This window comes from Paenibacillus sonchi, from assembly GCF_016772475.1.
Taxonomy (GTDB): domain Bacteria; phylum Bacillota; class Bacilli; order Paenibacillales; family Paenibacillaceae; genus Paenibacillus_AQ; species Paenibacillus_AQ sonchi.
Window position 1 is genome coordinate 3,634,533 of the sequence record NZ_CP068595.1, and the last position, 24,135, is coordinate 3,658,667.

Genomic DNA, 24,135 nt, shown 5'->3' on the forward strand with positions numbered 1-24,135 from the left:
AAGCATCAAGGTCCATATCAATAAAATTTAGAAAGTCAGATATTAGAAGGCGGGAGGAAGGACTTATATCAGCTAAAGATTTGATAGGTGGAAATCTGTATTCCCCATACCCCAAATTTTCAAAACCGCAAAAGGTCAAAAGATCAGCCATTCTCCCATCATGAACTGTGACCCGTAAGAGGTTCACTTTTTTCAAAGTTTCCATCTTACGGGTCACAGTTCAGGTGTTGCTTTCCCTGTTTATGGCTGCTCCGCATATCTCCACCAGGCAAAAGTTCCGGCTATTCCGATTATCCCCGTATACGCAAGAATGACTATACTGCTCAGCTGTAGAGAACCGGTGCTTTGAAATACCGACGGGATGGTCCAGGGGAAATAGGGGGCAAATCCAAAAGAGGCCAACACGTTGGAGAGAATGACGATGATCAGGATGAGCCCCAGGGGTGCCAGGTAGCCCTTGGTCACATTAGCCAAAAGAATGCTTGGTGCGGTCACAAAAATGTACAACAGCGAGGTGATCAGGAACTTAATGAATAAGCTCCAAATGAAAGCGGCGGACCCGCCTTCAACGCCCAGGATTGCTCCTACGGCAAAACCTACGGCAAACATATAGATGGAAAGTAACAGGCACCATGCTAAAATGACAAGGAATTTGGACAATACAATTTTCGCTCTGGACACGGGTTTTGCCAGCAAATCTTTAATGGTTCTATCCGAAAACTCCCGTCCGAATACCCATGCCGCAACAAAGGTGTATCCGATCAGTCCCAGCGGGGCAAGCGTATCCAGCAATCCGGTTAAATACGCTTCCCACTGTACACCGCCGGCGTCACTGGATAATACATTTCCGACGCCCATCATGACGGGCCCGAAGCCTAAAACCAAAAACATGATCCAGAACACATTGGAGCGGATAATCTTGCGAATCTCACAATGTAACACAGATAGAATATTCATCTTTTATTCCCCCTGTTGACTCCGATGGTGCGGAGAAAGTATCCTTCCAGATCCTCCGTAATTACCCGGAGCGACGTTGGCGGCTGATTGCTTTGAACGAGCAGTTCGGCCAGCCGTTCAGGATGATCTGCCGCATGTTCATTGGTTAGTTTAATAGAGCCGTCCGGGGTATCCTCAAAGGCATAGCCATGCTCTTCCAGCACCTTCTTTAAGGCAGGTTTGTTCCGGCCGTTCACGACCAGGCTTTTCTCTAAGGACTGCTCCAGCTTATCCATTGCGACTTCTTTAACCAGCTGGCCGCTGTGAATAATTCCAATCCGTGTAGACACCTTCGAGAGCTCCTCTAACAGATGGCTGGATATAAAAACCGTAATGCCGAAATTGTTCGCCAGATTATATAACATATTCCGTATCTCCGCCACGCCTGCGGGATCAAGGCCATTGATGGGCTCGTCCAAGATTAGAATTTCCGGATCGTGAATCATCGCCTTCGCAAGTCCCAGGCGCTGCTTGTTTCCCAAAGAGAGATGTTTTGCTTTTTTCTTTTTGTGCGGCTCAAGCCCCAGCTTATAGATCACCTGATGTACGGCATCTTTGTCCGGCAACCCTTGCATGCGTCTTGCGATGTCAAGATTCTCCGTTACAGTCAGATCAGGATAAAAAGTAGCCTCCTCCAAATATCCGACCTTGCTCCATAATTTATAATTTCCGGCATCGACCTTTTCACCTAACATATAGAGCTTACCGGAGGTTGGCCTCAGCATAGCCAGAAGCATCTTGATGGTCGTTGTCTTCCCGGCGCCATTCAGTCCCAGGAATCCAAAGATCTCTCCTCGGTTCACCTCCAGCGAAAGATTATTTAATACGGTATAGTCGCCAAACCTTTTATGCACTCCGTCAATTTGTATAGCAGGCGTGCTGCCTATTTTTTTCTTTGATAAAATTCGCATAACCTTTAACTCCTCCATAAAGAGAGAGCTTATACAGGAATCTAAGGACAACATTCCTGAACAAGCTCCATCGAAAATGTTTCAATAAATCTACTGCTTGATGATGTTATGACAATCTAAGATTGGCGGGGCGCAGCTGGCCCAAGCCCAATGGAGCAGAGCCAATTCAGTGCTACCTCATGCAGCACGTTGATGTTATCTACCTGACAGTGTTCTAATCCGCCAAGCCGTCTATCCTCTATCGCATAGAATGTCTTGTTAGGCGAACCGGCCTGCTCGTAATTCTTCAAGGCTTGTGTTAGCGGATTGGGCTGAACCAATATCTCTTCCGCTCCATGCATGACAAGCAGCGGACATTGAATCTGGTGAAGTACGCCCTCAAGATCATAGGCAAAACGCGGATTCCCGCAAAATCCTCCAGGCTTTCTGCCCCGAGAATTCTCATGCCGTGTGCGGCCAGACTTGGCGGCATCCATGAAAGCATGGCTTTCCAGTCGAAGGCATGCGTACCGCCGTCGGAGATGACGGCAGCAATCCGGTGATCGAACGAAGCGAACCGCAGGGAGTCGTAAGCCGCAAAGCTCTCCCCGTGCACGATAATCTTATCCGGATCGACTTCCGGCCGGGTTAGAAGGAAGTCGATGGCCCGGGAATGAAAGGCCTCGCTGTCCGCCCGTCTCCCCTTCCCCTTTTCGTACATCGAGAGGCCGGTGCCGGGCTGGTCATAGACCAAAAAGTTATATCCACACGAAATGAAGGCAGGACCCAGCCAGAAATAGTTTTCAATGGACCACTCGTCACCACCGTTAAGTGCAAATACGGTCGGCTTTGGACCTTCTATCCAGGAAGGGGAGAAGAAGTATCCATCCAGCTTGACATCCTCGTAATCGACCTCAATCTTCTCCGGACGGACCTCGAAGTATGTTCCGGCAGCCTCGAAAAGTTCATTCACCTTTTTAAAGATACGGATTTTCTCATTGTCATCATCCATCACTGCATACTCTGCGATTCTGTAGTAATTGCAGGCACGAATGTAGCAGTTCCGTGCGGTATACCAGTTTCCGGCCGTTTCTGCCTCCTTGCCGTGTCTTTCCAGTGCCTGAGCGGTGATGAGCCATTCCCTGTGCCACGTAGCCTTGTCATCGGGGTCGATTTTTTTGCAGGCCTCATAGATTTCAGTGACGTCTGTAGCACCAAGGCTTGCCATACCCAAAGCTTTGGTAACCTGGTATGACATCATGTAGTTATTAGGCCAGCGGCTGAACTCAATTGACATTTCGACTTCCTCCTTCTTAAGTTCCAGTGATTGTAGTTTTCTGCTACAACTTATTTTTACATCCAAAGATGAAGCTTCTTTAAAAGAAAAATAAATAGATCTAAAGAGAATATAAAAAACTATAAACTGCCAAGCAGAAACGGCTTCGCCGTCCTTTAAAAGGACGGTATCGTTTCAGCGAGAAATATAAGGATGATTTGTGGCGTGAAACATATAAATCCTTATATTTTAAAAAACAAAAAAAGGCTGTTACCTGGGTCCACACCCGGGAACAGCCTGTAGCTTTGTTGTTGGAGAAGGAGTGCAAAAATAAAATCAGCGTTGTACCGCCAGGGGAAGGCTGAATCTGATCCCCAAACCGCCATATTCGGAGGAGTAGGCAACAATTTCGCCCCCGTGATGTTCAATAATAGAATATCTTACAGCATTGCTAAAGAGATTGCCGAACACCCGGCGGATCATCGGTTCATTGACCGTTAGCCCTATACTGTCCGTGAAAGAATGGCGGCAAGTCAGTTCGATGTCAAGTCCCGCCAGCTCGTATTCATATTCAAAAGCAATGTCTTCAAATAATTCTGTTGCTTTTACAGGTTTAGCTATCATGGATTCGAGCTCCAGTTTTTCTTTGGTGAAGCTTGAGAAATCATTGAGGAGTTCAACCATATATGCTGACTTCCTTTGAATCAATTCATAATATTCCTGCTTTTCAGTTTCGGGTAAATCCTTGTGTGTAGCCAGCAGTTCAGTAAAACCGTTAATAGAGGTCAGGGGTGTTTTCAAATCGTGGGCGATGGCTGCAATCATATCGGTTTGTTCTCTGTGGGCGAGTTGAAGCCTATGCTCCATCTTATTGAAGTGCTTATAAAGTTCTCCGATCTCGTCCTTACGCTTCAAAGCCAGCGGAGGCAGGGGATGGACCACATTTACTTCCCCCAGCCGGGTATTCAGACGCCGAATGGGCTTCTCTATGCGAAAATGAATATAGATGATCAGAATAAAAAATATGCAACCAGCAATGGCGAATATGGGCAGCAGCAAGGCTATATATCGTGAGTCCAGCAAGGTGGTACGTATAGGAGAGTATACTGCAAAGACAAACTTTAAATACAAACCAATAGAAAACATAAGAATTAGCAGCATCAGCAGGAATAATAGGGGAAGCTTTATTTTCAGTTTCATCCTATTGCTCTCTTTCTGTGTATTTATAGCCTATGCCCCAAATGGTTTTAATAAAGTTATGTTCAGGGCCCAGTTTCTTGCGGATATTTTTGATATGAACGTCGAGCTTCCGGCTGTACAGGAAGGCTTCAAACGTTTTATCATTCAAAATGAGCGGAGCATCAGCCTTTTCTTTAGTGGGACTAAGTTCGCCCCACTCTTTATGCAGCCTGTCCACTTTCCGGAAATGAGCCTTTATCCTGGAGGCCAGCTCCTGAATACTGAAAGGTTTGGTCATATAATCATCTGCGCCGATTTCAAGACCGACAATTTTATCAATATCCTGATCCCGTGCACTTAATAACAGAATGGGAACATTATACGAGGACCGGATTGATGAGTTTCACGATTTCTTCATCATCGTCTACTACTAATATCGTTTTTGGCATTTGACTACCTCCCAGAAGCAAACGGACGTGATATAAATCATAATTCCTTAATCTGGTTGATGCAAACTTTCGCAGATCTCTTGATTGGACGGATTGGGTATGGCGATTTCACAGTTAAAGGCCATCCTTTTCGGGATGGCCCTTTCTGTAATCTTTGAATGGAGCTTCATTAGTTCAAGTTTTCCGATAATCTGGATACCATTGTGGCGAACTCTGCTCTGGTAATATCTTGTCCAGGCTTAAATGTACTGTCTGCGTATCCGGTAATAATTTTATTGGAGGCGAGTGCATCAATGGAATCATAATACCATGCATTTCTTTGTACATCCTTGAATGAGGTGTTTCCGGTACCCGTCAGCTTGAAGGCTCTGGTGATTAGTGTTGCTAATTCACTACGGCTAATCTTATCGTTCGGACGGAAGGTTCCATCGCTATATCCGTTCATCAAGCCTGATCCGGCAGCTGCACCAATATACTTATTCGCCCAATGCGTTGAAGATACATCAGTAAAGTTGCTAGCTTGTCCTTCAAGTCCCATGTACGTTGCAATGACCTTAATCGCTTCGGCACGGGTCAAACCTGAATCCGGACGGAAGGTTCCGTCGGCATAACCCGTTAGTAATCCCTTAGCAATAAGCAGGTCAATGCTTGCTTTCGCCCAATGATTCAGTGTATCTGCAAAACTGACAACTTCCGGCTTAGGTGTTGGTGTTGTTGTTTCTGCAGGTGCTGTAGGAGCCGGTGTTGGTGTAGGCGTTGTTGTTGCTGGAGGAGTCACTGGACCTTCTCCAGTACCTAGATTTGGATTAGTTGTTCCATTATCTGTTGGATCAGGATTAGTAGGGCTTGGAACGTATTGAAGTGCTGGAGCAAAGGCTGTAAGCAGTCTGGCTTGACTTTGTTGCTCAAGAGCATAGCCCATACCTAAAACTTTTGCATCGTCCCATGCTCTGCCCACAAGCTGCATAGAGATCGAATATCCGCTGTCGTTCGTTCCTACAGGAACCACTACTGTAGGGAGACCGACATTAGACGTTAATACGCCTGTGTTGCGGTCAGAGCTTAATTGAGAAGCTGCTGCGTCATTGTTATATACGTCACTAATGAAACCTGCATAAACGACAGCATCCACGCCATTCTCGTCCATCCACCCTTTAATCACTTCCTTATAGTCGCTTCTATACTTGATGTAATCCTGTACCGCCTGTTCAGTCATCCGCGCAGGCTGAGTATATCCTCTTTGATTATAGATAAGCACCTTATCTGAAGCCAGCACACTTGCTCCATCCAGGTAAGGGAAGTTCTTATGAAGCTCGATATAGCGCGCCCAGCCTTCAGTAGATCCATTAATGCCTGAAGGACGGCTGGGAGCTGAAGGTATTGCTGACATTTCAACCATTGTTGCACCCGCTGCCTGAAGCTCAGAGAACTTATCCTTTACCGCTTGTCCAGTATCATCATCAGCATAGCTAGATACAAAGGATGAGGGGATATATCCGATTTTCTTTCCTTTCAATGCATTGGCATCCAGAGCTTCCTTCCAGTTCACCGGACGCTTATGATCTGCATCAGCAGTCACGGTGAAAATATCCTGTGGGTCTGTACCCGTTGTAGCATTCAACATAATGGCCAGGTCAGTTACTGTTTTGGCAATGGGACCTGCATAATCCTGTCCCCAAGTGAGCGGCAGTACACCTGTAGTACTGGCCATACCGTCTGTACCACGGAAGCTTTTTAAGCTGGCGCCTGTCGTAGGTGCATAGAGAGATACCCCTGTTTGTGATCCCATGGCTGCTGCTGCAAAATCGGCTGCAACAGATACCGCCGATCCGCCGCTTGAGCCAAAAGATGTTTTGGATGGATACAGCGCATTCCATGTTTGCATCCAGCCGCTTTCACTAAAGCTTCCGCTATTTGCAAACTCAGAAGTATTTACTTTACCAATAATGACAGCGCCAGCTTCCCGCAGCTTATTCACCTGGAAGGCATCGGATTCAGGCCGCCAGCCTTCAAGCGCTTTGCTGCCGCCTGTAGTGGGCATATCCTTTGTGTCATAAATATCTTTTATGGCAATCGGAATCCCCAGCAGATCACCTTTTGCGCCTTGTGCACGGGCATTGTCAGCAGCTTTGGCTTGGGCTAGCGCAGTTTCGGATACGTGCAGGAAGGCATGGAATCCGAGTTGCCCCTCATCGTACGCCTTGATTCTATCCAAATACGCTTGAGTAATTTGTACAGAAGTCGTTTTTCCATTGATCATATCCTGCTGCATCTCTGCAATTGATTTATTCACAACATCATAGGGGGATGAAGTGACGAATGTTTTGGCTGCTGGGGCATCTGGAATAACCAGGTTATCTCCGGTATCCAGCCCCTCTATAGCAGAGATATCCCAGTTACTGATGGACCTGATTTGTGCATGGGTTAATCCAGATACATCTAGCTGCTGATTAAGTCCATTAAGCGTGGTAACCAGATTGTTCAGCCCTGCTTCGCCAGCTTCTCCAACTTGTACAAAATGCACCAGGGATTTGGACTGACCCGGCTCAATATTTAAGGTATTAATGAAGCCATAGAAATTCGCCTCATTTCCGGACTTAGCCAGGGGTGTCGTGAATGGATTCTGCTGCTGATTCCCCAGAGCAGTTAATCCATTATGAAACGGATATGGAGATCCAACTGCAATACCTAGGGGGTTATTGTTTTTGGCACTGCTATCGACAACAATCCATGAATCGTCTGTCGTCACCTCCAGATCATTGGAGTAGGTTGCCTTGACTACAGAAGCATTTGCCGCTGTTCCATATCCTAAAGAGCCGCCGAAAGACACATCAATCTTTACAGCCATATCATTCTTATTAGTAAAAGTATCAAAGAATCTCGTTCTATTATTAATAGTATCTACATACACATCACGGGTGACTGTGACATTTCCCAGATTTACAGATTGAGTTGAAGTGAATCTATTAACGCCATCGTATTTCAGGTCGAACCCGCGCATCATCTGTCCATTCATCAGTGAAGCTGAAGGAGATGACACTTTAACAAAGATATTACCGAAGCCTTGCACTTGTGTAGTACCCACTGTACGTAAACTTCCTGTGTCTAAGCTGGGAGCAAAAGCATCGTGAATCTCCCATACTGTGCCACTTTGTGAAGTCACCCGGGTTAAAGCATCAGCGGTTTGAAACGGAATCACTGCCGAAGCCATAACTGATAGCGCAATGGAAGTAGCCATAACTTGCCTTTTAGTCTTACGCAGACGTTTTAACTTATTCATTTGGCAATCTCCTTTTCCTATGTATATTATTAATAATGTTAGGTAATATAACATTGTATATTAATTCAGTCAATGAATAATATGAAATTGAACTATTTTTAGAGTTTTCAACAAAGAGAAAATACTATAATTATTATAATGTGTAATATAAATGGCAATTTTAAGGCGTGATATATAACGCTTTATGTTATATATTGTTCTAGATGCTTTTGGATATACTTGGTAAAGGTTAGTACTATGGATACATAAACAACAGTTAAGGGGACTCATAAAGCTGAAGGAGAATTTATTCTTGAAACAGATAGAAGTGGAATAAAATAGTATTTAAATGAATTACCTGAATGGGGCAAAATTGAAATGAGGATCAAGTTATAGATATCCTTGGCTCGGAGGCCGACGATGTGATCAAGGAAGTCGATCTGAAGATCGAGAAGAGCAAGATCTACCGCAATCTCGACATCCTGGATGACCGGGAGAAGGAGGTCGTAGTCGGCCGCTTTGGCCTGGATACGGGGGGCGAGGAGCGGACGCAGCGGGAGATTGCGAAGGAGCTGGGGATTTCGCGGAGCTATGTTTCACGGATAGAGAAAAGGGCGCTGATGAAGCTGTATCATGAGTTTTATAAGGCGAAGCGGTGAGTATGGCGATTGTAGACTACCAAAAACAACCGTAGATAAAGGATCTTCGTGGACTTCAGTTTATTGAAAGAAGTCCAAAGTTTCTTTATAATAGGAAGAATGAAGGCGGTATTTTTACATTATTTCCCTATGGAAGTCCTTAAGAAGTGAGTTTTTTACAGGTAAAAGGGATTTCTGTTTTATTAGACCACAAAGGAGAAGTTAAGCATGAAGAGCAAATGGTTAAAGGTGATGACAATTATAATCGGCACTACTATTGTTGCAGCTGCACTTAAGCATCCTCATCCCTTGGCGATCGCAACGGTCAAAGCTTCCTCAAAGGTGATTCAGACGGAACCACACATATACAGCAGTACGAACGCTTTTATCAATCATTACAATAAGAAATCCAAGCTTGGACCGATTGAATCCTATGCGATCATAAAGAAGTATGGAGAAATTAAGTTACAGGCCAGTCTTGGAGGATATGGTTCGATGACCGCTGTAATGAATGTGGATAAAAGCTTGAGAAACATCGTATATCAGCAAAAATACATGTACTATCCGCAAGAAACATTAGATGATATGAAGAAAAATGGCATTGAGGGTGATGGGGGAGTAGAAATATTTTTGACTATAGAAACGCTACTATCGATATTTTCACCTGATGCCACAATAGAGGAACAACAAGAAGTGATCGCTATGTTTGACCACACGCCAAGACTAGATCCTAAACAGGCTAGCTGGAGGACGGCTAAAATCGGGAATATTACCTACAGTCTTCATATGTCGGAGGAGGGAATGTGCTCGTTCAAAGTCTCTCGGTAATTAACAATAAGCGATTAAAAAGCAACTCGTCTGCGGATGAGTTGCTTTTTGTTTTTAAACTAAGCAGCTTATCGTCCCGGTAGTTTTAGAAACCAGGATGTTACTATTAGAGGGGGAAAGTAAGCATTGACAAGAAAAAATAAACAGGATAATTTTAAGGTAAGCGTTTACGTATACATATTGCACTCAATTTTTTCGGATGGGGAGAGGAAGTTCTCAATAAAGATATAGTTTTACTCATTGGAGTAAACGTTTACGTTGTGCTTGCACTATCTCTACAGGTAAGAAAAGATGATCCTGGCCACAGAAAGGATACATTATGAAAAACAGGAAAAACTCACTGGGTGTAAGGCTTATTCAACTGTTTGCCGCTATAACTGTTCCGCTCCTCTCTGTGCTGTTTGCAGGGGGGTACTATGCCAAGGCTAATGTATTGGATCAGGTATCCAGATCCTATCAGAATTTAGTAAATTCCAATCTGAAAATGATGGAGAGCAGTCTGGAGGACATTACGATTAATCTGGTGGATATTGTCGATCACGACGTGAATTTTCTTCAATTCAATCGTCCAGGGCTGACAGATTCCGAATATTATTTTGCCCGTATGGGGATTATGCAAAGAAATCAAGCCTATCAGGCATATTATCATAGCGTGGACATGTTTTATCTACACTCCAGCGTCAATGATACGTTGACACTATCCAATGTATTAGGAACGACGGAGGATTATATGGATGAGGTACGGACCTGGATTACGAACAGGGTTCACAATGAAGATTATTTAGAACCACTCCAGTACAAATGGACAATCGTTAAGATTGCCGGGGATTACTATTTAAACCGGACAGTCAGCAATAATCTGGGCGATCCCTCCTATATTGGCGCGCTTATCCGAATCGACTCCATGCGCTCACCGCTGGGCAATCTAAACCTGCAATCCGGCGGCGATGTTCTGATCGTGGATAATGAAGGGAATATCTTAACCAGTCCTTCAGAAACAATGGGCTACGACTTCAAGCTGCCGCGTGAGAAGTTGAACCGGAATTCTTCGTTTTCTTTTTCGCATGATGGCGTGAAACTATTCGTTGTGTCCAGCCAGTCAGCCGCCCTGGGGATCAATCTTTCGGTGGTCATTCCCGATTCAGAGCTGCTTCAGGGATTGAATATCTTCCAGATGATTATTAATGTTCTTCCCTTTTTGTTTTGATTATTTTGCTGGTTTACTTATATTATTTTCGCCGTATGGTCATCCGCCCGATTCTGGATTTGCTGGGAGGCATCCACCGCATCCGTAAAGGGTCTATGGAAACCCAGCTTCCTTCTTCTAACCTGTTGGAGTTTCAAGCACTGAATCAAGCGTTCAATAGCATGGTTGTGGAAATTCAAGACTTGAAAATTGATGTATACGAGGAACGGTTAAACGCACAAAAAGCAGAATTGAAGCATTTGCAAATGCAAATTAATCCGCACTTTTTTCTGAACACACTCAATATCATTTTTCAGCTTGCCGACCTGAAACGTTATGAACTGGTAAAAAAGACAGTACGCCATCTGGTGCGGTATTTCCGTTTTATGCTTCAGATCAAGGATAACAGCATTACTTTGGGACAAGAACTGGAGCATCTCCGCAATTATCTCGAAATTCAAAAAATGCGTTACCAGCAATCGTTTGATTTTCAGATTACCGTGGATGAAGAGATTAGCGGCGCCTCTATACCTTCCTTGATTATTCAGCCCTTTGTAGAAAATGCCATGCTTCACGGTATAAGTTTGAAAACAGAGACGTTCAATCTCCGGATATCGGCAGTCCAATCAGAAGAAGAGGCCGATATTATGATCATTGAAATCGCGGATAACGGAAAAGGCAGCAGTGCCCGGAAACTACAGGAATTAAATTCACCGGATTACACACCCGGAACGGAGGACGGGCATATTGGCATCTGGAATGTCAAAAAAAGGTTGGCCATGCGGTATCAGGAGAAAGCTGACATTTACTTCAGCGAAAATGAGCCGACCGGATTCCGTGTGCGTCTGATATTGCCCGTTGAATATGCAGAAGGAGAACGATAAGCCATGCGATTATTAATTGTAGATGATGAACAATTCGCTGTAGAGGGGATTCTCTATTGCTGCGACTGGAAGGAGTTTGGGGTAGAAGAGGTCTTGACGGCCAATAGAGCAGACAGAGCCAGGGATATTGTAAATGATAAAAAAATAGATTTGCTGATTTGCGATATTGAGATGCCCGATGAAGACGGGCTTTCGCTGGTTGGCTGGGTGAGGGAGCACTCTCCCTGGACGGAATCGATATTTTTGACCTGCCATTCCGAATTTTCCTACGCCAAAAAAGCAGTTAACCTCGGAAGTTTTGATTACCTGCTGAAGCCTGTTGACTCAGATGAACTGTTGTCTGCCGTATCGGGTATGATTGCAGCCATCCGCGAGAAGGAAGAGTATGAGTCTTACAATAAAATGTACCATAAGTATCTAAATCTGTGGCAAAAAGAAAAGCCGAAGCGTGTGGAGCGTTTCTGGCAGGACCTGTTGTCTCGCAGCATCCTGTCCTTCGGGGATTTTTTTGAACGGGAGCTGGCAGGTGCCGGCGTAGGGTTAACCACTGGAGATTTGGTGCTTCCCATTCTAATCAGCATTGAGGAGTGGAGCAAACCCTTAAATCAGCGTGATCAGGAAATCATGGAATATGCTGTGAAGAAAGCATCGGAGGAATTTTTTACAGAAGAGCAACAAGGCGAGGCAGTCACAGACAAAAGCGGGGTTTTGTTCATTCTGCTGTACGCCAAAGGTGAGGAAGAAGGAGAACGGGCGGCTGAGAAGCCTAGAATTCAGAAGCTCACTGCCATGGGAAAACGTTTTATTAAGGCATGCCAGGAGTTGTTCTATAGTATAGTAACCTGCTATGTCGGCTCGTTCAAACCCCTTCAAGAGCTGCCGGGAATGTGCGAAAGCTTAAAGATTATGGAGCGTGACAATATCTCAAGGACGCAATCGGTGCTCTTATACTTGCCGCAAGACCAGATATTACTGTCACCTAATTTGGATGACATCCGGCTCGATGACCTGATCTCTTATATGCTAAGCGGAAAGCGTGAGTCCGCTGTCCGCTTTATTCATAACCTGACAGAGAAATTGGAAGCCAATCCTTGCTTTCAGGGAAGAAATCTGGATGCATTGCATCAGGATACAATGCAGATTATATACCACTTCCTGCAGGTAAGAGGAATCAATGCAGGAAGTATTGTCCTGTTTTCAGACTGGACAACCGCCCATATTCGGGGACTGCTTCAGTACAGGCATTGGGCAGAGGGGATCGTCTCAGCCGTCATGGAAACAGAATTCGAGCGGCAGGAAAAGGGTGGTGTGATTGAACGATCCATTCGATACATCCAGCAAAATGTAGAGGAAGAGATCTCAAGAGCGAGTGTCGCTGATTATGTGGGATTGAACCCAGCCTATCTTTCCAGGCTGTTTAAAAAAGAGACAGGCCAAAACCTTATTGATTTCCTGATTTCGGTGAAGATGAACCGTACCCGCGAACTCTTGGACACAACGGATATGTCTGTCAGTTCGATAGCGCAACAGGTAGGGTACAGTAATTTTTCGCATTTCACTAAAATGTTCCGCAAGCAGTTTGACGTTAATCCTCAGGAATATCGCAAGGTCACAAAACGATTAGACTGAGGTTATAAAAACGGCAGAGCAGTTGCAGACAGCTCCTTATAATTAAGCCATAACCCAATAAGAAGGTGTGGAACTATGGCTTCGGAAAAAGCATTCATAACCCAACCCGGCATCTCACAGCCCAATACAAAATGGAGACACTTATGGAAGTACAGGGCATTAATTGTTCTGGCGATGCCGGGAATACTGCTGATGTTAATCAATAACTATCTGCCGATGTTTGGTATTTTTTTGGCCTTCAAGGACCTGAATTATACAGACGGCATATGGGATAGCAAATGGATCGGACTGGACAACTTTAAGTTTTTGTTTGCTTCCAACGACGCTTGGCTGATCATTAAGAACACTTTGCTGTACAACATTAGCTTTTTGCTGATTAATACGATATTAGCTGTGATGCTGGCCCTTCTCCTTAACGAGGTTAAAAATAAATTTGCCTCTAAATTCTTTCAGAGCACTGTGATCTTGCCCAATTTTATTTCCATGGTCATTGTTGGCTACATCGTCTATGGATTTTTGAATCCGGAGCTGGGGTTCGCTAATAAATTTATTTTGGAGCCTTTCGGTATTGACCCTAAAAATTGGTACGCGGAAGCGCAGCATTGGCCATATATCTTGACCATTGTTAACACATGGAAGAATGTGGGTTACGCGGCCGTCGTCTATCTGGCAGCCATTGTTGGGATAGACTCTGAATATTATGAAGCCGCTGTCATTGATGGAGCCAGCCGCTGGAAGCAAATGACGAAAATTACGATTCCTCTGATTGCCCCGATCATTATTATCATGACATTGCTGGCGATTGGCCGGATTTTCAACGCCGATTTCGGTCTGTTTTATCAGGCGACAATGGCATCCGGTATGATCAAAGAGACAACAGAAGTTATTGATACCTATGTATACAGCGCACTAATGGTCACCGGCGATACGGGACTCGCCTCCTCGGCAGGGCTGTTGCAATCCGTTGTTGGCTTTACACTTGTCGTGACTGTCAACCTGATTGTTCGTAAATTCAGCAGAGAAAATGCTCTATTTTAAAGGAGACCAATATGAACCAAAAGAGAACCAACCCCATCATCGTCATTGTTTTGACATTGTTTAGCTTGGCGTGCCTGATCCCGTTCTGGCTCGTGTTCATGATATCGGTGGCCGACGAAAATTGGGTAACCGCTCACGGATACAGCTTTTGGCCCGGCAAATTCAGCCTTGTCGCTTACCAGTATTTAATTGAAGATGCCGAGAAAATATTGCGGGCTTACGGCGTGTCGGCTTTGGTTACAGTGATTGGTGTGGTCGTCAGTTTGTTCGTGACTTCCGCAATGGCCTACGCCTTGTCACGGAAAGAGTTTCCGCTCAGAGGGGCTCTTAGCTTCTACATCTTGATCACCATGCTGTTTTCGGGAGGTTTGCTGCCCTGGTATCTTGTATACACCCGCTTTTTACATGTTCAGGATACTTTGGTGGCGTTAATCATTCCGGGTCTGATCGGCGGCTTCAATGTCATTATCATGCGGACTTTCTTTACGAACAGCATTCCGCCTTCCCTGATTGATTCTTCTCAGATCGATGGTGCAGGAGAATTCCGGACATATTTCAGCATTATTTTGCCGCTGTCACTTCCTGTCATGGCCACGATTGGGCTCTTCACCACCGTATCCTACTGGAATGACTGGTTTACAAGCCTGGTCTTCATCCAGAATGAGAAGCTATTCTCTCTGCAGTATTTGTTGACCAAAACCTTGATGAATGCTTCGTTCCTGCAGACGATAGCCAATAAGGCCTATAGCTCGACCGCACAGGTCACGACGCCGCTGGAATCTATCCGAATGGCGATGGCAATGATTGCAATCGGTCCACTGGTGCTGGTGTTCCCTTTCCTGCAGAAGTATTTTGTAAGGGGTCTTACCGTAGGCGCTGTGAAAGGCTGATCCCGGTATAATGCCGGATTAGTATACGCAAGCAAATGTTCCAAAGGCAAAAATAGAAGGATTCCAGGGAGGGCTATTGTTTATGAAGTGGTTAAAAAAGAGTTCCGCTGTGCTGGCATCGTTGATGTTGACTTCAGTCGTAGCGGCCGGTTGCGGCGGAAATAAAGCGTCGAATACGCCGGCGGGTTCAGCTCAGCCAGATGGAGCGGCCAGTTCGGCGTTGAAGCCTTACGAAGTCATGATGGTCTTCCCCGATGCGCCTCAAAAAGACAATCAACTGGTTCAGGATGCGATGAATGATTATCTGAAGAAAACCTATCCGGAATTAAACATGACTGTCAAGCTGAATCCCATTGACTGGGGCGCATGGAGCGATAAAACGAACCTAATGCTGGCGTCCGGCGACAAAATGGATTTGCTGTTCACGGCGGATTGGCTCGGATTCCAGCAACAGGTTACAAAAGGGGGGCTGCTGCCGCTTGATAATTTGCTCGCCAGATATGGGCCTGATATCGAAGCTGTGGAAAAGGATTACCACGAACCGGCTAAACGCGGCGGCAAGCTTTACGGTATCCATACCCATCAAGAGCTGGGCGGTGCACAAGGGGTTTATTTGAATAAGGAGCTAGTGGACAAATATAACTTTGACCTGACTGCACTGAAATCTGGAAAGGTCGAGGACCTGGAGCCCATGCTGAAAACGATCAAGGAAAACGAATCGGGTATTACGCCTTTAGTCGCACCTAGTTTTCCACTCGAAGCTTACTATTCATCCACAAATCTGGACTCCATCACAAGCATCGCTGCTATTAACACTGCAGGAACGGCTCCAGATAACTATACTGTAATCAATTCCTTCACAACTCCCCGGTATATGGAGCTTGCCAAGTTGACTAACAAGTGGTACAAGGCAGGATATATAAACAAGGATGCACTGACACCTGGTTTGGATGCCTGGAAAAAAATGCAGGCCGGCAAAGGATTTGCATTTGTCAGCGATATGGATATTCTGGCTGATATGGAGATCGGAAAAGCTGACATCTCGCCGAATGGTTCGATTAAAGCGGGCCGTGAGATGCTGCAGATTCCTCTAAATATTGACCGTTTGCAAACCGGAAAGATGACAGCTACTATGTATGCGATTTCGAAAAGCTCTGAAGATCCTGAACGTGCCATGATGCTGCTTAATCTCTTCTATAAAGACAAGGAATTACTGACCCTCTTTAATTTCGGAATCGAAGGGAAACATTATGTGCTTAAGGATGGCCAAATTGCACTGCCGGAAGGTCAAACTACGGATAGCGTCGGCTATTATCATGATATTATGTGGCAATTGGGCAATCAAATGCTTAACTACACCCGTGTAGGGGAAGATCCGAATAAATACCAGAACTATGAGAAATTCAACGAAAAAATTTCTTCCAACCGTTCCCGTATTTTTGGATTTGTCTTTGATCCGGAGCCTGTAAAGAATGAGCTGATCTCGATCGACAATGCCAACAAAACATTTGTGGACGGACTAAAGTCCGGTCAATTGGACCCGGAAGAGGTTGTTCCTAAGATGTTGGAGAAACAAAAAGCAGCAGGAGCTGACAAGGTAATCGCTGAAGCGCAAAAACAACTTGATGCTTGGCTTAAAGAAAACGGCAAGAAATAGGGGAGCTCCCTCACTAATATTTCATTTGTACGTCGAAATGGAGTGAAGTATTCACATGGAAAATTCAATGCTGACCTATACAGATATGTATCCCGATCAAGCCCAGTACAAACCTGGCCAACCAGGCAACATTGTAATCGAACTGGAGACCCGGGAGGATAAAATTCTGGACCTGGTTGTCGGGTTTTACAAGTTAGAACGGCTAGTTGCCGAAGAAACAATTAGAATCAGCACGGAAAAAGGATTGAGACAAATTGTGCACATTCCCTTGTTTGCTGAAGATACAAAGTGGGCCGGTTATGGGGTCAAGGCTACAATGTTTTGTGATAAAATTGCAGTGTCAACAGCCTATACTTCGTATGACATTGCCGATCACTGGAGTCGGGCACCGCGGTATGGCTTTTTAAGCGATTTTCGGACAGAAGAATCCGGAGATTTCCGTGACGTCGAAAGTATGAACAAATTCCACTTGAATGTCATACAGTTCTACGATTGGATGTATCGCCATGATGAACTTGTTCCGCAACAAGACGAATTTATCGATCCGATGGGCCGGGCGATGTCCTATAAAGTTGTGCGTGAAAAAGTGTCAGCCGTGCACGATAAAGGGATGGCAGCCATGGCCTATGGGGCTGTATACGCGAGCCTAAAAGATTTTTTGCAAACACGACCGGAATGGGGACTGTATAATCGCCAGGGAGAGCCGTTTCAGCTAATAGATTTATTCTATATTATGGACATTACACCGGATTCGCCTTGGAGCGATCATATTGTTGAACAGTTCCGTCAGGCAGTAATGGCCGGATTCGACGGGATTCATATGGATCAATACGGTTTTCCCAAGAAAGCAATACGCCGGGTCGAAGGAAGAGAAGAAATGTTGGATCTGGCGGAATGTTACCCGGCGCTTATTGACCGAGCCAGCTCAGCAGTGAAGGAAATCAAAGCCGGGGCCGGGGTCATATTCAATAATGTGGGCAATTACCCTATAAGCAAGACTGCTTCGTCGGATCAGGAGGCACTTTATATTGAAGTGTGGCCGCCTGTAGTCCGGTTGCGTGAGCTTAAAGGACTGATCGATAATGCAAGATCATTGGACCCGGCCAAGCCGATTATCCTTTCCGCTTATCTGCACTCCTTCTATCCGAAGGCCGGCCATGACAAGGAATGGGCCGAGAATGGTGCGCTGTTAACCATAGCATCTATTTTTGCAAGCGGTGGATATCACCTCTTATTGGGTGAGAACAATGGGCTGCTGACAATGCCCTACTACCCGGATTATGCAGTGATGCGGACTGAATTTGCCGTTGAGGTCAGACGGTACTATGATTTCATAGTCCGGTTTGGTACGCTGATACACAATGCACAGTTGGAAGATGTGTCTTATACGTATACAGCAGGGGTTAATACCGAAATCACCTTCGAAGGCAGTGTGCCTTTTGCGCCGAATGGAGATATTGATTCCGTATGGACCATCATCAAGCGGATGCCAGGTTACCAGATATTGCAGCTCATTAACCTAGTTGGACTTGAGGATGATTATTGGGAGCACGGCAAGAAACAGCGGCCTGAGCCTCAAACTGGAGTGGTTTGCACTTTGCTGATTGAACAGCCGATTGAGTACATCTACACAGCCAGCCCGGATGATCGTAACCAGGAAGTATGTTTCCTGGATTACGAGGTTGTTCCTCACGGACAAGGACTGGCAGCCAGATTCACTTTGCCGTCACTGAGAGTTTGGACCATGGTTGTAGTGAAATATAGTGAAGTATAACCTATAGGAGTGGATGATAATGAACAATACCAAATGGTGGCAGACAGCTGTTATTTACCAGATTTATCCCAGGAGTTTTCAAGACAGCGACGGGGATGGGATCGGGGATCTCCGGGGGATTATCAATCGGCTAGACTATCTCGAGCACCTTGGCATCACCGCAATATGGCTTAGTCCTGTATACAAGTCTCCCAATGACGACAACGGATATGATATCAGCGACTACCAGGATATTATGAGCGAATTCGGAACGATGGAGGACATGGAAGAATTAATTGAAAGAGCCAAGCTTTGCAACATTCGGATTATTATGGATCTGGTCGTCAATCACACCTCGGATGAGCATCCATGGTTCATTGAAGCCCGCAAGGGAAAAGACAATCCGTATCGGAATTATTATATCTGGCGTGGTCCGGTAAACGGCGGAGTTCCCAATTCCTTGCGTTCAACATTCAGCGGGTCGGCTTGGGAGTTCGATGAAGCAAGCGGCCAGTATTATCTGCACTTGTTCAGCCGCAGACAGCCTGACCTGAACTGGGAGAATAGTAAAGTCCGGCAAGAGGTATGGGATATGATGAATTTCTGGCTGGACAAAGGCGTCGGCGGATTCCGCATGGATGTGATTGATCTGGTCGGCAAAATACCGGATAAGGAGATTACAGGAAATGGTCCGAAGCTTCATGAATATCTGCAGGATATGAACCGTGAGACGTTCGGAAAGCATGATGTTCTGACAGTGGGAGAGACATGGGGCGCGACTCCGGAAGTGGCCAAGCTCTATTCCGATCCGGACCGGAACGAGCTTTCGATGGTATTCCAGTTTGAACATATTGGTCTGGATCAACAGGACGGGGGAGAAAAGTGGGATTTGAAGCCCCTAGACGTAAGGGAATTAAAACAGGTATTGGCAAAATGGCAAACCGAACTGGGGAACGCGGGCTGGAACAGTCTGTTCTGGAACAATCATGATTTGCCGAGAATCGTATCCCGTTGGGGCGATGACAAGCAATACCGTGTACAAAGCGCCAAAATGTTCGCCATTCTTCTGCATTTGATGAAGGGCACACCTTACATTTATCAAGGCGAAGAAATCGGAATGACCAATTATCCGATTCAAGAGATCAGCGAAGCGCAGGATATTGAGACCATCAATATGTATCAGGAACGGATTGCAGAGGGATATGCCAAGGAAGATATTATTCATTCCATTAATGTCAAGGGAAGAGATAATGCCCGAACCCCGGTACAATGGGATCATTCCCCTAACGGAGGATTTACAACCGGAGAGCCATGGCTGCATGTAAATTCAAATTATAAGGAAATAAATGTGGAAGCAAATCTGAAAGATCCAGATTCGGTTTTTCACTGCTACCGTAAGCTGATTGAGCTGCGGAAGAACAACCCAATCGTTGTATGGGGCGATTTTGAACTGGTGACCCGCGTACCGGATCAAGTGTTCATGTATTTCCGCCGGTATGAAGGGGAAACCTGGCTGGTAACGGCCAATTTTAGCAGGGAACCCATTACGCTTGAATTACCGGAGACGGGTCAGGCCGGGGAATTCATCATTGGCAACTATACCAGAGATGACGTGGACTTTAAGCAATTACAATTACAGCCTTACGAAGCGTTTGCCGTCAAACTCGCGTAGGCTAACCTGTCCAACCGGGCAAAATTCAGGGTCTCCTGATCTAACCGCAGAAGCCACAACTTGCAAAAGAAATTTTTGCAGGCTATGGCTTTTTTTGTGCCTTAGTTTCTACTTTTTTAAGTTATTACAAAATTGATTTAAGGGAGTACATTTTTTTATTTTCTCCTGAAGGTAAAATGAAAAATATGAGAGCTCCTTAATACAGTCGGAGGGATGAGAAATATGAAAGCGGTTTTAGACAGCTCCCGGGAGTACGTTGCAACAAAAAAGAAAAATCATTTTCTGCACAACCTCAAAAGAGACAGTCTGTTATATTTTCTTTTGCTGCTGCCTATCGGGTATATCCTGATATTCAAGTATGCTCCCATCTATGGTCTGATTATGGCATTCCAGGATTACAACATTTTTGAAGGCATTAAGGGAAGCGAATGGGTAGGACTGGATGTGTTCCGGTTTATTTTCGAGCAGGACAGCTTCTACCGTGCATTGAAGAATACGCTGGTCCTGAATGTTCTGGACTTGATCGCGGGATTTCCGGCGCCCATTCTGCTGGCAATTCTGCTCAACGAAGTGAGGCAGGCAACATTCAAGAAAGTGACCCAGACCGTGTTGTATCTGCCCCACTTTTTGTCCTGGGTGATCATCGGCGGTATGGTCTATTTGATGTTTTCTAACAGCGGCATGATCAACAATTTCCTGGCGGGTTTCGGACTGGATAAGATTGAGTTTCTGTCACAGAAAACACCTTGGCTGATTACCTATATCTCCGTTGGGGTATGGCAAAATATCGGATGGGGCACTATCATCTATCTGGCGGCCATTACCGGAATCAATAAGGAATTGTATGAGGCCTCCGATATTGACGGCTGCAGCAGGCTTCGCCAAATGTGGCATATTACACTGCCCGGTATCAAGTCGACGATTAATATTTTGCTGATTCTCCAAATTGGCCGAATGGTTTCCATCGGGTTCGACCGCCCGTTCGTGATGGGGAATTCACTGGTTAACGAATACTCCGATGTTATCAGTACCTTTGTGTACAGAGTTGGTATTAGTTCGGGAGATTTCTCCCAGGCAACAGCAGTCGGATTATTCCAATCCGTGGTTGGCCTGGTTCTGCTGCTCTCTGCCAACTTTATCGCCAAAAAATTAGGTGAGGATGGGATATGGTGAGGATGGTGAACAAGAAGAGCAAAAAGAAAAAAATGAATGTGGCGGATATTGTGATTATCGTATTTATTGTAGCATTGTCCTTTACATGTATTGTTCCGTTCCTATATATGATTGCGCTTTCTTTTAGCTCCAACGAAGCGATTATTGCCCAAAAAGTAGGGCTATGGCCAGTAGAATTCACAGCAGAAACGTACAAAACCATCCTGAGCGATGTGGATATGCTGTATACGCTTGGGTACAGTATTGTACTTACGATTTTTTACACTGGGGTATGTATGTTCCTGACCATTTGTGCAGCGTATCCGTTAACGAAGAAGCGGCTGATGGGAAGAAGCTTTATTTTGACGGCGTTGGTCTTCACCATGTATTTCAGCGGCGGTTTGATTCCCTCCTATATTCTGGTTAAAAACCTGGGAATGATGAATACGGTGTGGAGCCTGGTTTTGCCGGGTGCCATGAGCGTGTTTAATATGATCATCCTGAAGACCTTTTTCACCAACCTTCCGGAGAGCCTGGAGGAATCGGCCGCCATTGACGGATGTTCGGATCTGGGCATTCTCATCAAGATTGTGCTGCCCCTCTCGTTGCCTTCGATCGCCACATTAAGCCTCTTCTATGCGGTGGACAGATGGAACGGATTCCAGGATGCGCTGTTCTACATTACGAAAAAAGAGCTGTATCCTATGCAGATGAAGCTGTACCAGATCATATCGGCCAATCAGCAGCTGGATAGCCAGCAAGGGGGAGAAGGAAGTATCGGCTCCTACATTGTGCCTGAGTCTCTGAAAGCGGCCAGCGTTATGTTTACGACCCTCCCGATTTTGTTGATCTATCCTAAGCTGCAGAAGTATTTCGTAGATGGTGTGATGACCGGAGCGATCAAGGGCTGATGGGCAAACAGATCAAGCTAAAGGGGGTGGGGCATTCCCGTTCCGGTGGATGATGGATGTATAGCTACAAGGGATTTGCAGCACGGATGATTTGCAAGATATTCGACTTGAAAGGGAGGCATACAATGAATACAGGTATAAAGAAGAGAATAGCAATTCTGTGCAGTACAGCGCTTCTGGCCATTGCAGCAGCAGGTTGTGGAAATTCTGGCAAGAATAGCGGCGAGGGGGCATCTCAGACTGCGGCAACTGAATCAACAGCTGCTTCCGGTCCGCCTGCTACCTTGACTGTGGAAGTGTTTGACAGAGGTGTCCAGGGACAGCCGGATTTGAACAACAACATGTGGACCAAATATGTCAATGAAAAATTCGGAAAGCCCAATAACGCTATTGTAAAATATGTTTCTGTACCCCGCTCGCAAGAAATCGACAAGCTGAATGTGTTGATGGCTGCCGGCGAAGCACCGGATATTTCCTTCACCTATGACGGTACTACAGTAACCCGCTATGCCAAAAGCAAGGGCATTTATACACTTGATGAACTGCTGGAGGAGCACGGGCAGCAATTGAAGTCTTATCTGGGCGAAAAAGTGCTTTCCTACGGGAAATACGAGGGCAAACAAGTCTCCATCCCGGGCAAACGGACTCTGCTTGCCTGGAATGGTATGTTTATCCGCAAGGATTGGCTGGATAAGCTGGGAATGCCTGTTCCGACTAATAAGGATGAATTGTACAATACGCTTGTTGCCTTCCGTGACAAGAACCCCGGCAATGTGGATCATGTCATTCCGTGGGCAACAGCTGCTGCCGGCATGAACTACACCTTTGGTAATCTTATTCAATCCTTCTGGGGTCCGATGACGGAGGAGGAATTCGTTACCACCACCAACTGGCTGAAGCCCGGCCACAAGGATGCATTCAAATGGCTGAACAAACTGTATCATGAAAAGCTGATCAGCCCCGACTTTGCGCTGGACAAAACAACCAAGCAAGCGGATGCCGATGTGACCAACGGCAAGGTAGGCTTCTACGCTGCCAACTGGGATTATCCGCTGTCGCAAAAAATCCGTGAGCCGCTGAAGCAAAATGTGCCGGAGGCCAACTATGTTCCGGTTGATACCTTCAAAAATGACGAAGGCAAATACCTCAAAGAGGTATATAATGAGAATGGAATATTCTCCTTCATTCCCAAAAGCAGCAAGAACGCGGAGCTGGCGATCAAATATCTGAACTGGATGGCTGACCCGGAAGTTATGTTCTTCCTGCAGTTCGGTGAAGAAGGCGTTAACCACAAGCTGGTAGACGACATCCCGCACGGGATTGCACAAACCGGCGAAAAAATGCAAACGAGCAATTTGAATATGGATTATACGCCGATTGTAAATGGCGCTGAGCTGGGCGATACCGAAAAGAATGTCAGAACATATGCCGCAGCGCTGGCAGCCGGGGACAAGAGTTACGAGAAGCTGGCTACCGATTCCTACAAAATCAATACAACGGACGGCTATTCCAGCTTCAACTATGGCGTACCGAACGAAGCCAATATCAAGTACGGCAAAACCCTGGGCGACATGAACAAGCAAATGATTGACAGATTGATCGTTGCCAAGCCGGCAGAGTTCGACGCCTTATACGACAAGCTGGTGAAAGAATATATGGACGCCGGCGGCCAGGCTGTTCAAGATGAGAATGTGAAGAACTACAGAGCAGTCCAAGCCAAGAATAAGTAACCCATCGTAATATACGGATAAGCCATTGATTGTTCTTCACCGTGGTTTATCCGTATTTCATTGCTATTCCATGATAGTTTTGCTATTATTCGGAGATTCCATATATTCAGGAGGATAC

General features: G+C 45.6%; 16 protein-coding genes and 3 pseudogenes. 13 read left to right on the plus strand and 6 right to left on the minus strand.

Annotation, left to right across the window (positions count from 1 at the left end):
• Nucleotides 1-240: 240 nt before the first annotated feature.
• The 6 genes and pseudogenes from JI735_RS16535 to JI735_RS16560 form a co-directional block, all read right to left on the minus strand.
• Nucleotides 241-957 (minus strand): ABC transporter permease, encoded by a 717-nt coding sequence (locus JI735_RS16535; RefSeq protein ID WP_202677584.1) that lies wholly within the window; start codon nucleotides 955-957, stop codon nucleotides 241-243.
• Complete coding sequence (locus tag JI735_RS16540; protein WP_202677585.1) at nucleotides 954-1,907, minus strand: ABC transporter ATP-binding protein; 954 nt, start codon at nucleotides 1,905-1,907, stop codon at nucleotides 954-956. The genes JI735_RS16535 and JI735_RS16540 overlap by 4 nt, the downstream gene beginning before the upstream one ends.
• Nucleotides 1,908-2,023: 116 nt before the next feature.
• A pseudogene (locus JI735_RS16545) lies at nucleotides 2,024-3,183 on the minus strand (alpha/beta hydrolase).
• A gap of 315 nt (nucleotides 3,184-3,498) precedes the next feature.
• Nucleotides 3,499-4,362 carry a HAMP domain-containing sensor histidine kinase gene (locus tag JI735_RS16550; protein ID WP_202677586.1) on the minus strand — a complete coding sequence of 288 codons (864 nt, stop codon included), beginning with the start codon at nucleotides 4,360-4,362 and terminating at the stop codon, nucleotides 3,499-3,501.
• Nucleotide 4,363: 1 nt separating this feature from the next.
• A pseudogene (locus tag JI735_RS37370) lies at nucleotides 4,364-4,738 on the minus strand (response regulator transcription factor); the annotation flags it as partial.
• 221 nt (nucleotides 4,739-4,959) lie between these two features.
• The gene (locus tag JI735_RS16560) at nucleotides 4,960-8,070 is read right to left on the minus strand and encodes an amidase family protein (protein ID WP_233476430.1); all 3,111 of its coding nucleotides are present in this window, start codon (nucleotides 8,068-8,070) and stop codon (nucleotides 4,960-4,962) included.
• 356 nt (nucleotides 8,071-8,426) lie between these two features.
• Here JI735_RS16560 and JI735_RS16565 point away from each other — a divergent pair.
• The 13 genes and pseudogenes from JI735_RS16565 to JI735_RS16620 form a co-directional block, all read left to right on the plus strand.
• Nucleotides 8,427-8,708 (plus strand): annotated as a pseudogene (locus JI735_RS16565) (sigma-70 family RNA polymerase sigma factor); the annotation flags it as partial.
• 207 nt (nucleotides 8,709-8,915) lie between these two features.
• Nucleotides 8,916-9,515, plus strand: a complete 600-nt coding sequence (locus JI735_RS16570; RefSeq protein ID WP_039833098.1) for a hypothetical protein — start codon at nucleotides 8,916-8,918, stop codon at nucleotides 9,513-9,515.
• A gap of 319 nt (nucleotides 9,516-9,834) precedes the next feature.
• Nucleotides 9,835-10,722 carry a cache domain-containing protein gene (locus JI735_RS35845; protein WP_233476431.1) on the plus strand — a complete coding sequence of 296 codons (888 nt, stop codon included), beginning with the start codon at nucleotides 9,835-9,837 and terminating at the stop codon, nucleotides 10,720-10,722.
• A complete protein-coding gene (locus JI735_RS35850) occupies nucleotides 10,719-11,585 on the plus strand; it encodes a sensor histidine kinase (RefSeq protein ID WP_233476432.1) in 867 nt (288 codons plus the stop codon). Before JI735_RS35845 ends, JI735_RS35850 begins: the two co-directional genes overlap by 4 nt.
• Nucleotides 11,586-11,588: 3 nt before the next feature.
• Entirely contained in the window at nucleotides 11,589-13,214 is a 1,626-nt protein-coding gene (locus tag JI735_RS16580; RefSeq protein ID WP_039833096.1) for a response regulator transcription factor, read from the plus strand.
• A 75-nt stretch (nucleotides 13,215-13,289) separates the two neighbouring features.
• Nucleotides 13,290-14,252: an ABC transporter permease gene (locus tag JI735_RS16585; protein WP_083886388.1), complete on the plus strand. Its 963-nt coding sequence runs from the start codon at nucleotides 13,290-13,292 to the stop codon at nucleotides 14,250-14,252.
• 11 nt (nucleotides 14,253-14,263) lie between these two features.
• Complete coding sequence (locus JI735_RS16590) at nucleotides 14,264-15,142, plus strand: carbohydrate ABC transporter permease (protein ID WP_039833095.1); 879 nt, start codon at nucleotides 14,264-14,266, stop codon at nucleotides 15,140-15,142.
• 82 nt (nucleotides 15,143-15,224) lie between these two features.
• Nucleotides 15,225-16,799 (plus strand): ABC transporter substrate-binding protein, encoded by a 1,575-nt coding sequence (locus tag JI735_RS16595; RefSeq protein WP_039833094.1) that lies wholly within the window; start codon nucleotides 15,225-15,227, stop codon nucleotides 16,797-16,799.
• Between the two features lie 55 nt (nucleotides 16,800-16,854).
• Entirely contained in the window at nucleotides 16,855-18,573 is a 1,719-nt protein-coding gene (locus JI735_RS16600) for a glycoside hydrolase family 66 protein (RefSeq protein ID WP_051051510.1), read from the plus strand.
• Between the two features lie 19 nt (nucleotides 18,574-18,592).
• Nucleotides 18,593-20,224, plus strand: a complete 1,632-nt coding sequence (locus JI735_RS16605) for a glycoside hydrolase family 13 protein (RefSeq protein WP_039833093.1) — start codon at nucleotides 18,593-18,595, stop codon at nucleotides 20,222-20,224.
• 222 nt (nucleotides 20,225-20,446) lie between these two features.
• Entirely contained in the window at nucleotides 20,447-21,397 is a 951-nt protein-coding gene (locus JI735_RS16610) for an ABC transporter permease (RefSeq protein WP_039833092.1), read from the plus strand.
• Nucleotides 21,391-22,287, plus strand: a complete 897-nt coding sequence (locus JI735_RS16615; protein ID WP_085979230.1) for a carbohydrate ABC transporter permease — start codon at nucleotides 21,391-21,393, stop codon at nucleotides 22,285-22,287. Before JI735_RS16610 ends, JI735_RS16615 begins: the two co-directional genes overlap by 7 nt.
• Before the next feature lie 125 nt (nucleotides 22,288-22,412).
• Nucleotides 22,413-24,017: an extracellular solute-binding protein gene (locus JI735_RS16620; RefSeq protein WP_051051509.1), complete on the plus strand. Its 1,605-nt coding sequence runs from the start codon at nucleotides 22,413-22,415 to the stop codon at nucleotides 24,015-24,017.
• Nucleotides 24,018-24,135 lie beyond the last annotated feature (118 nt).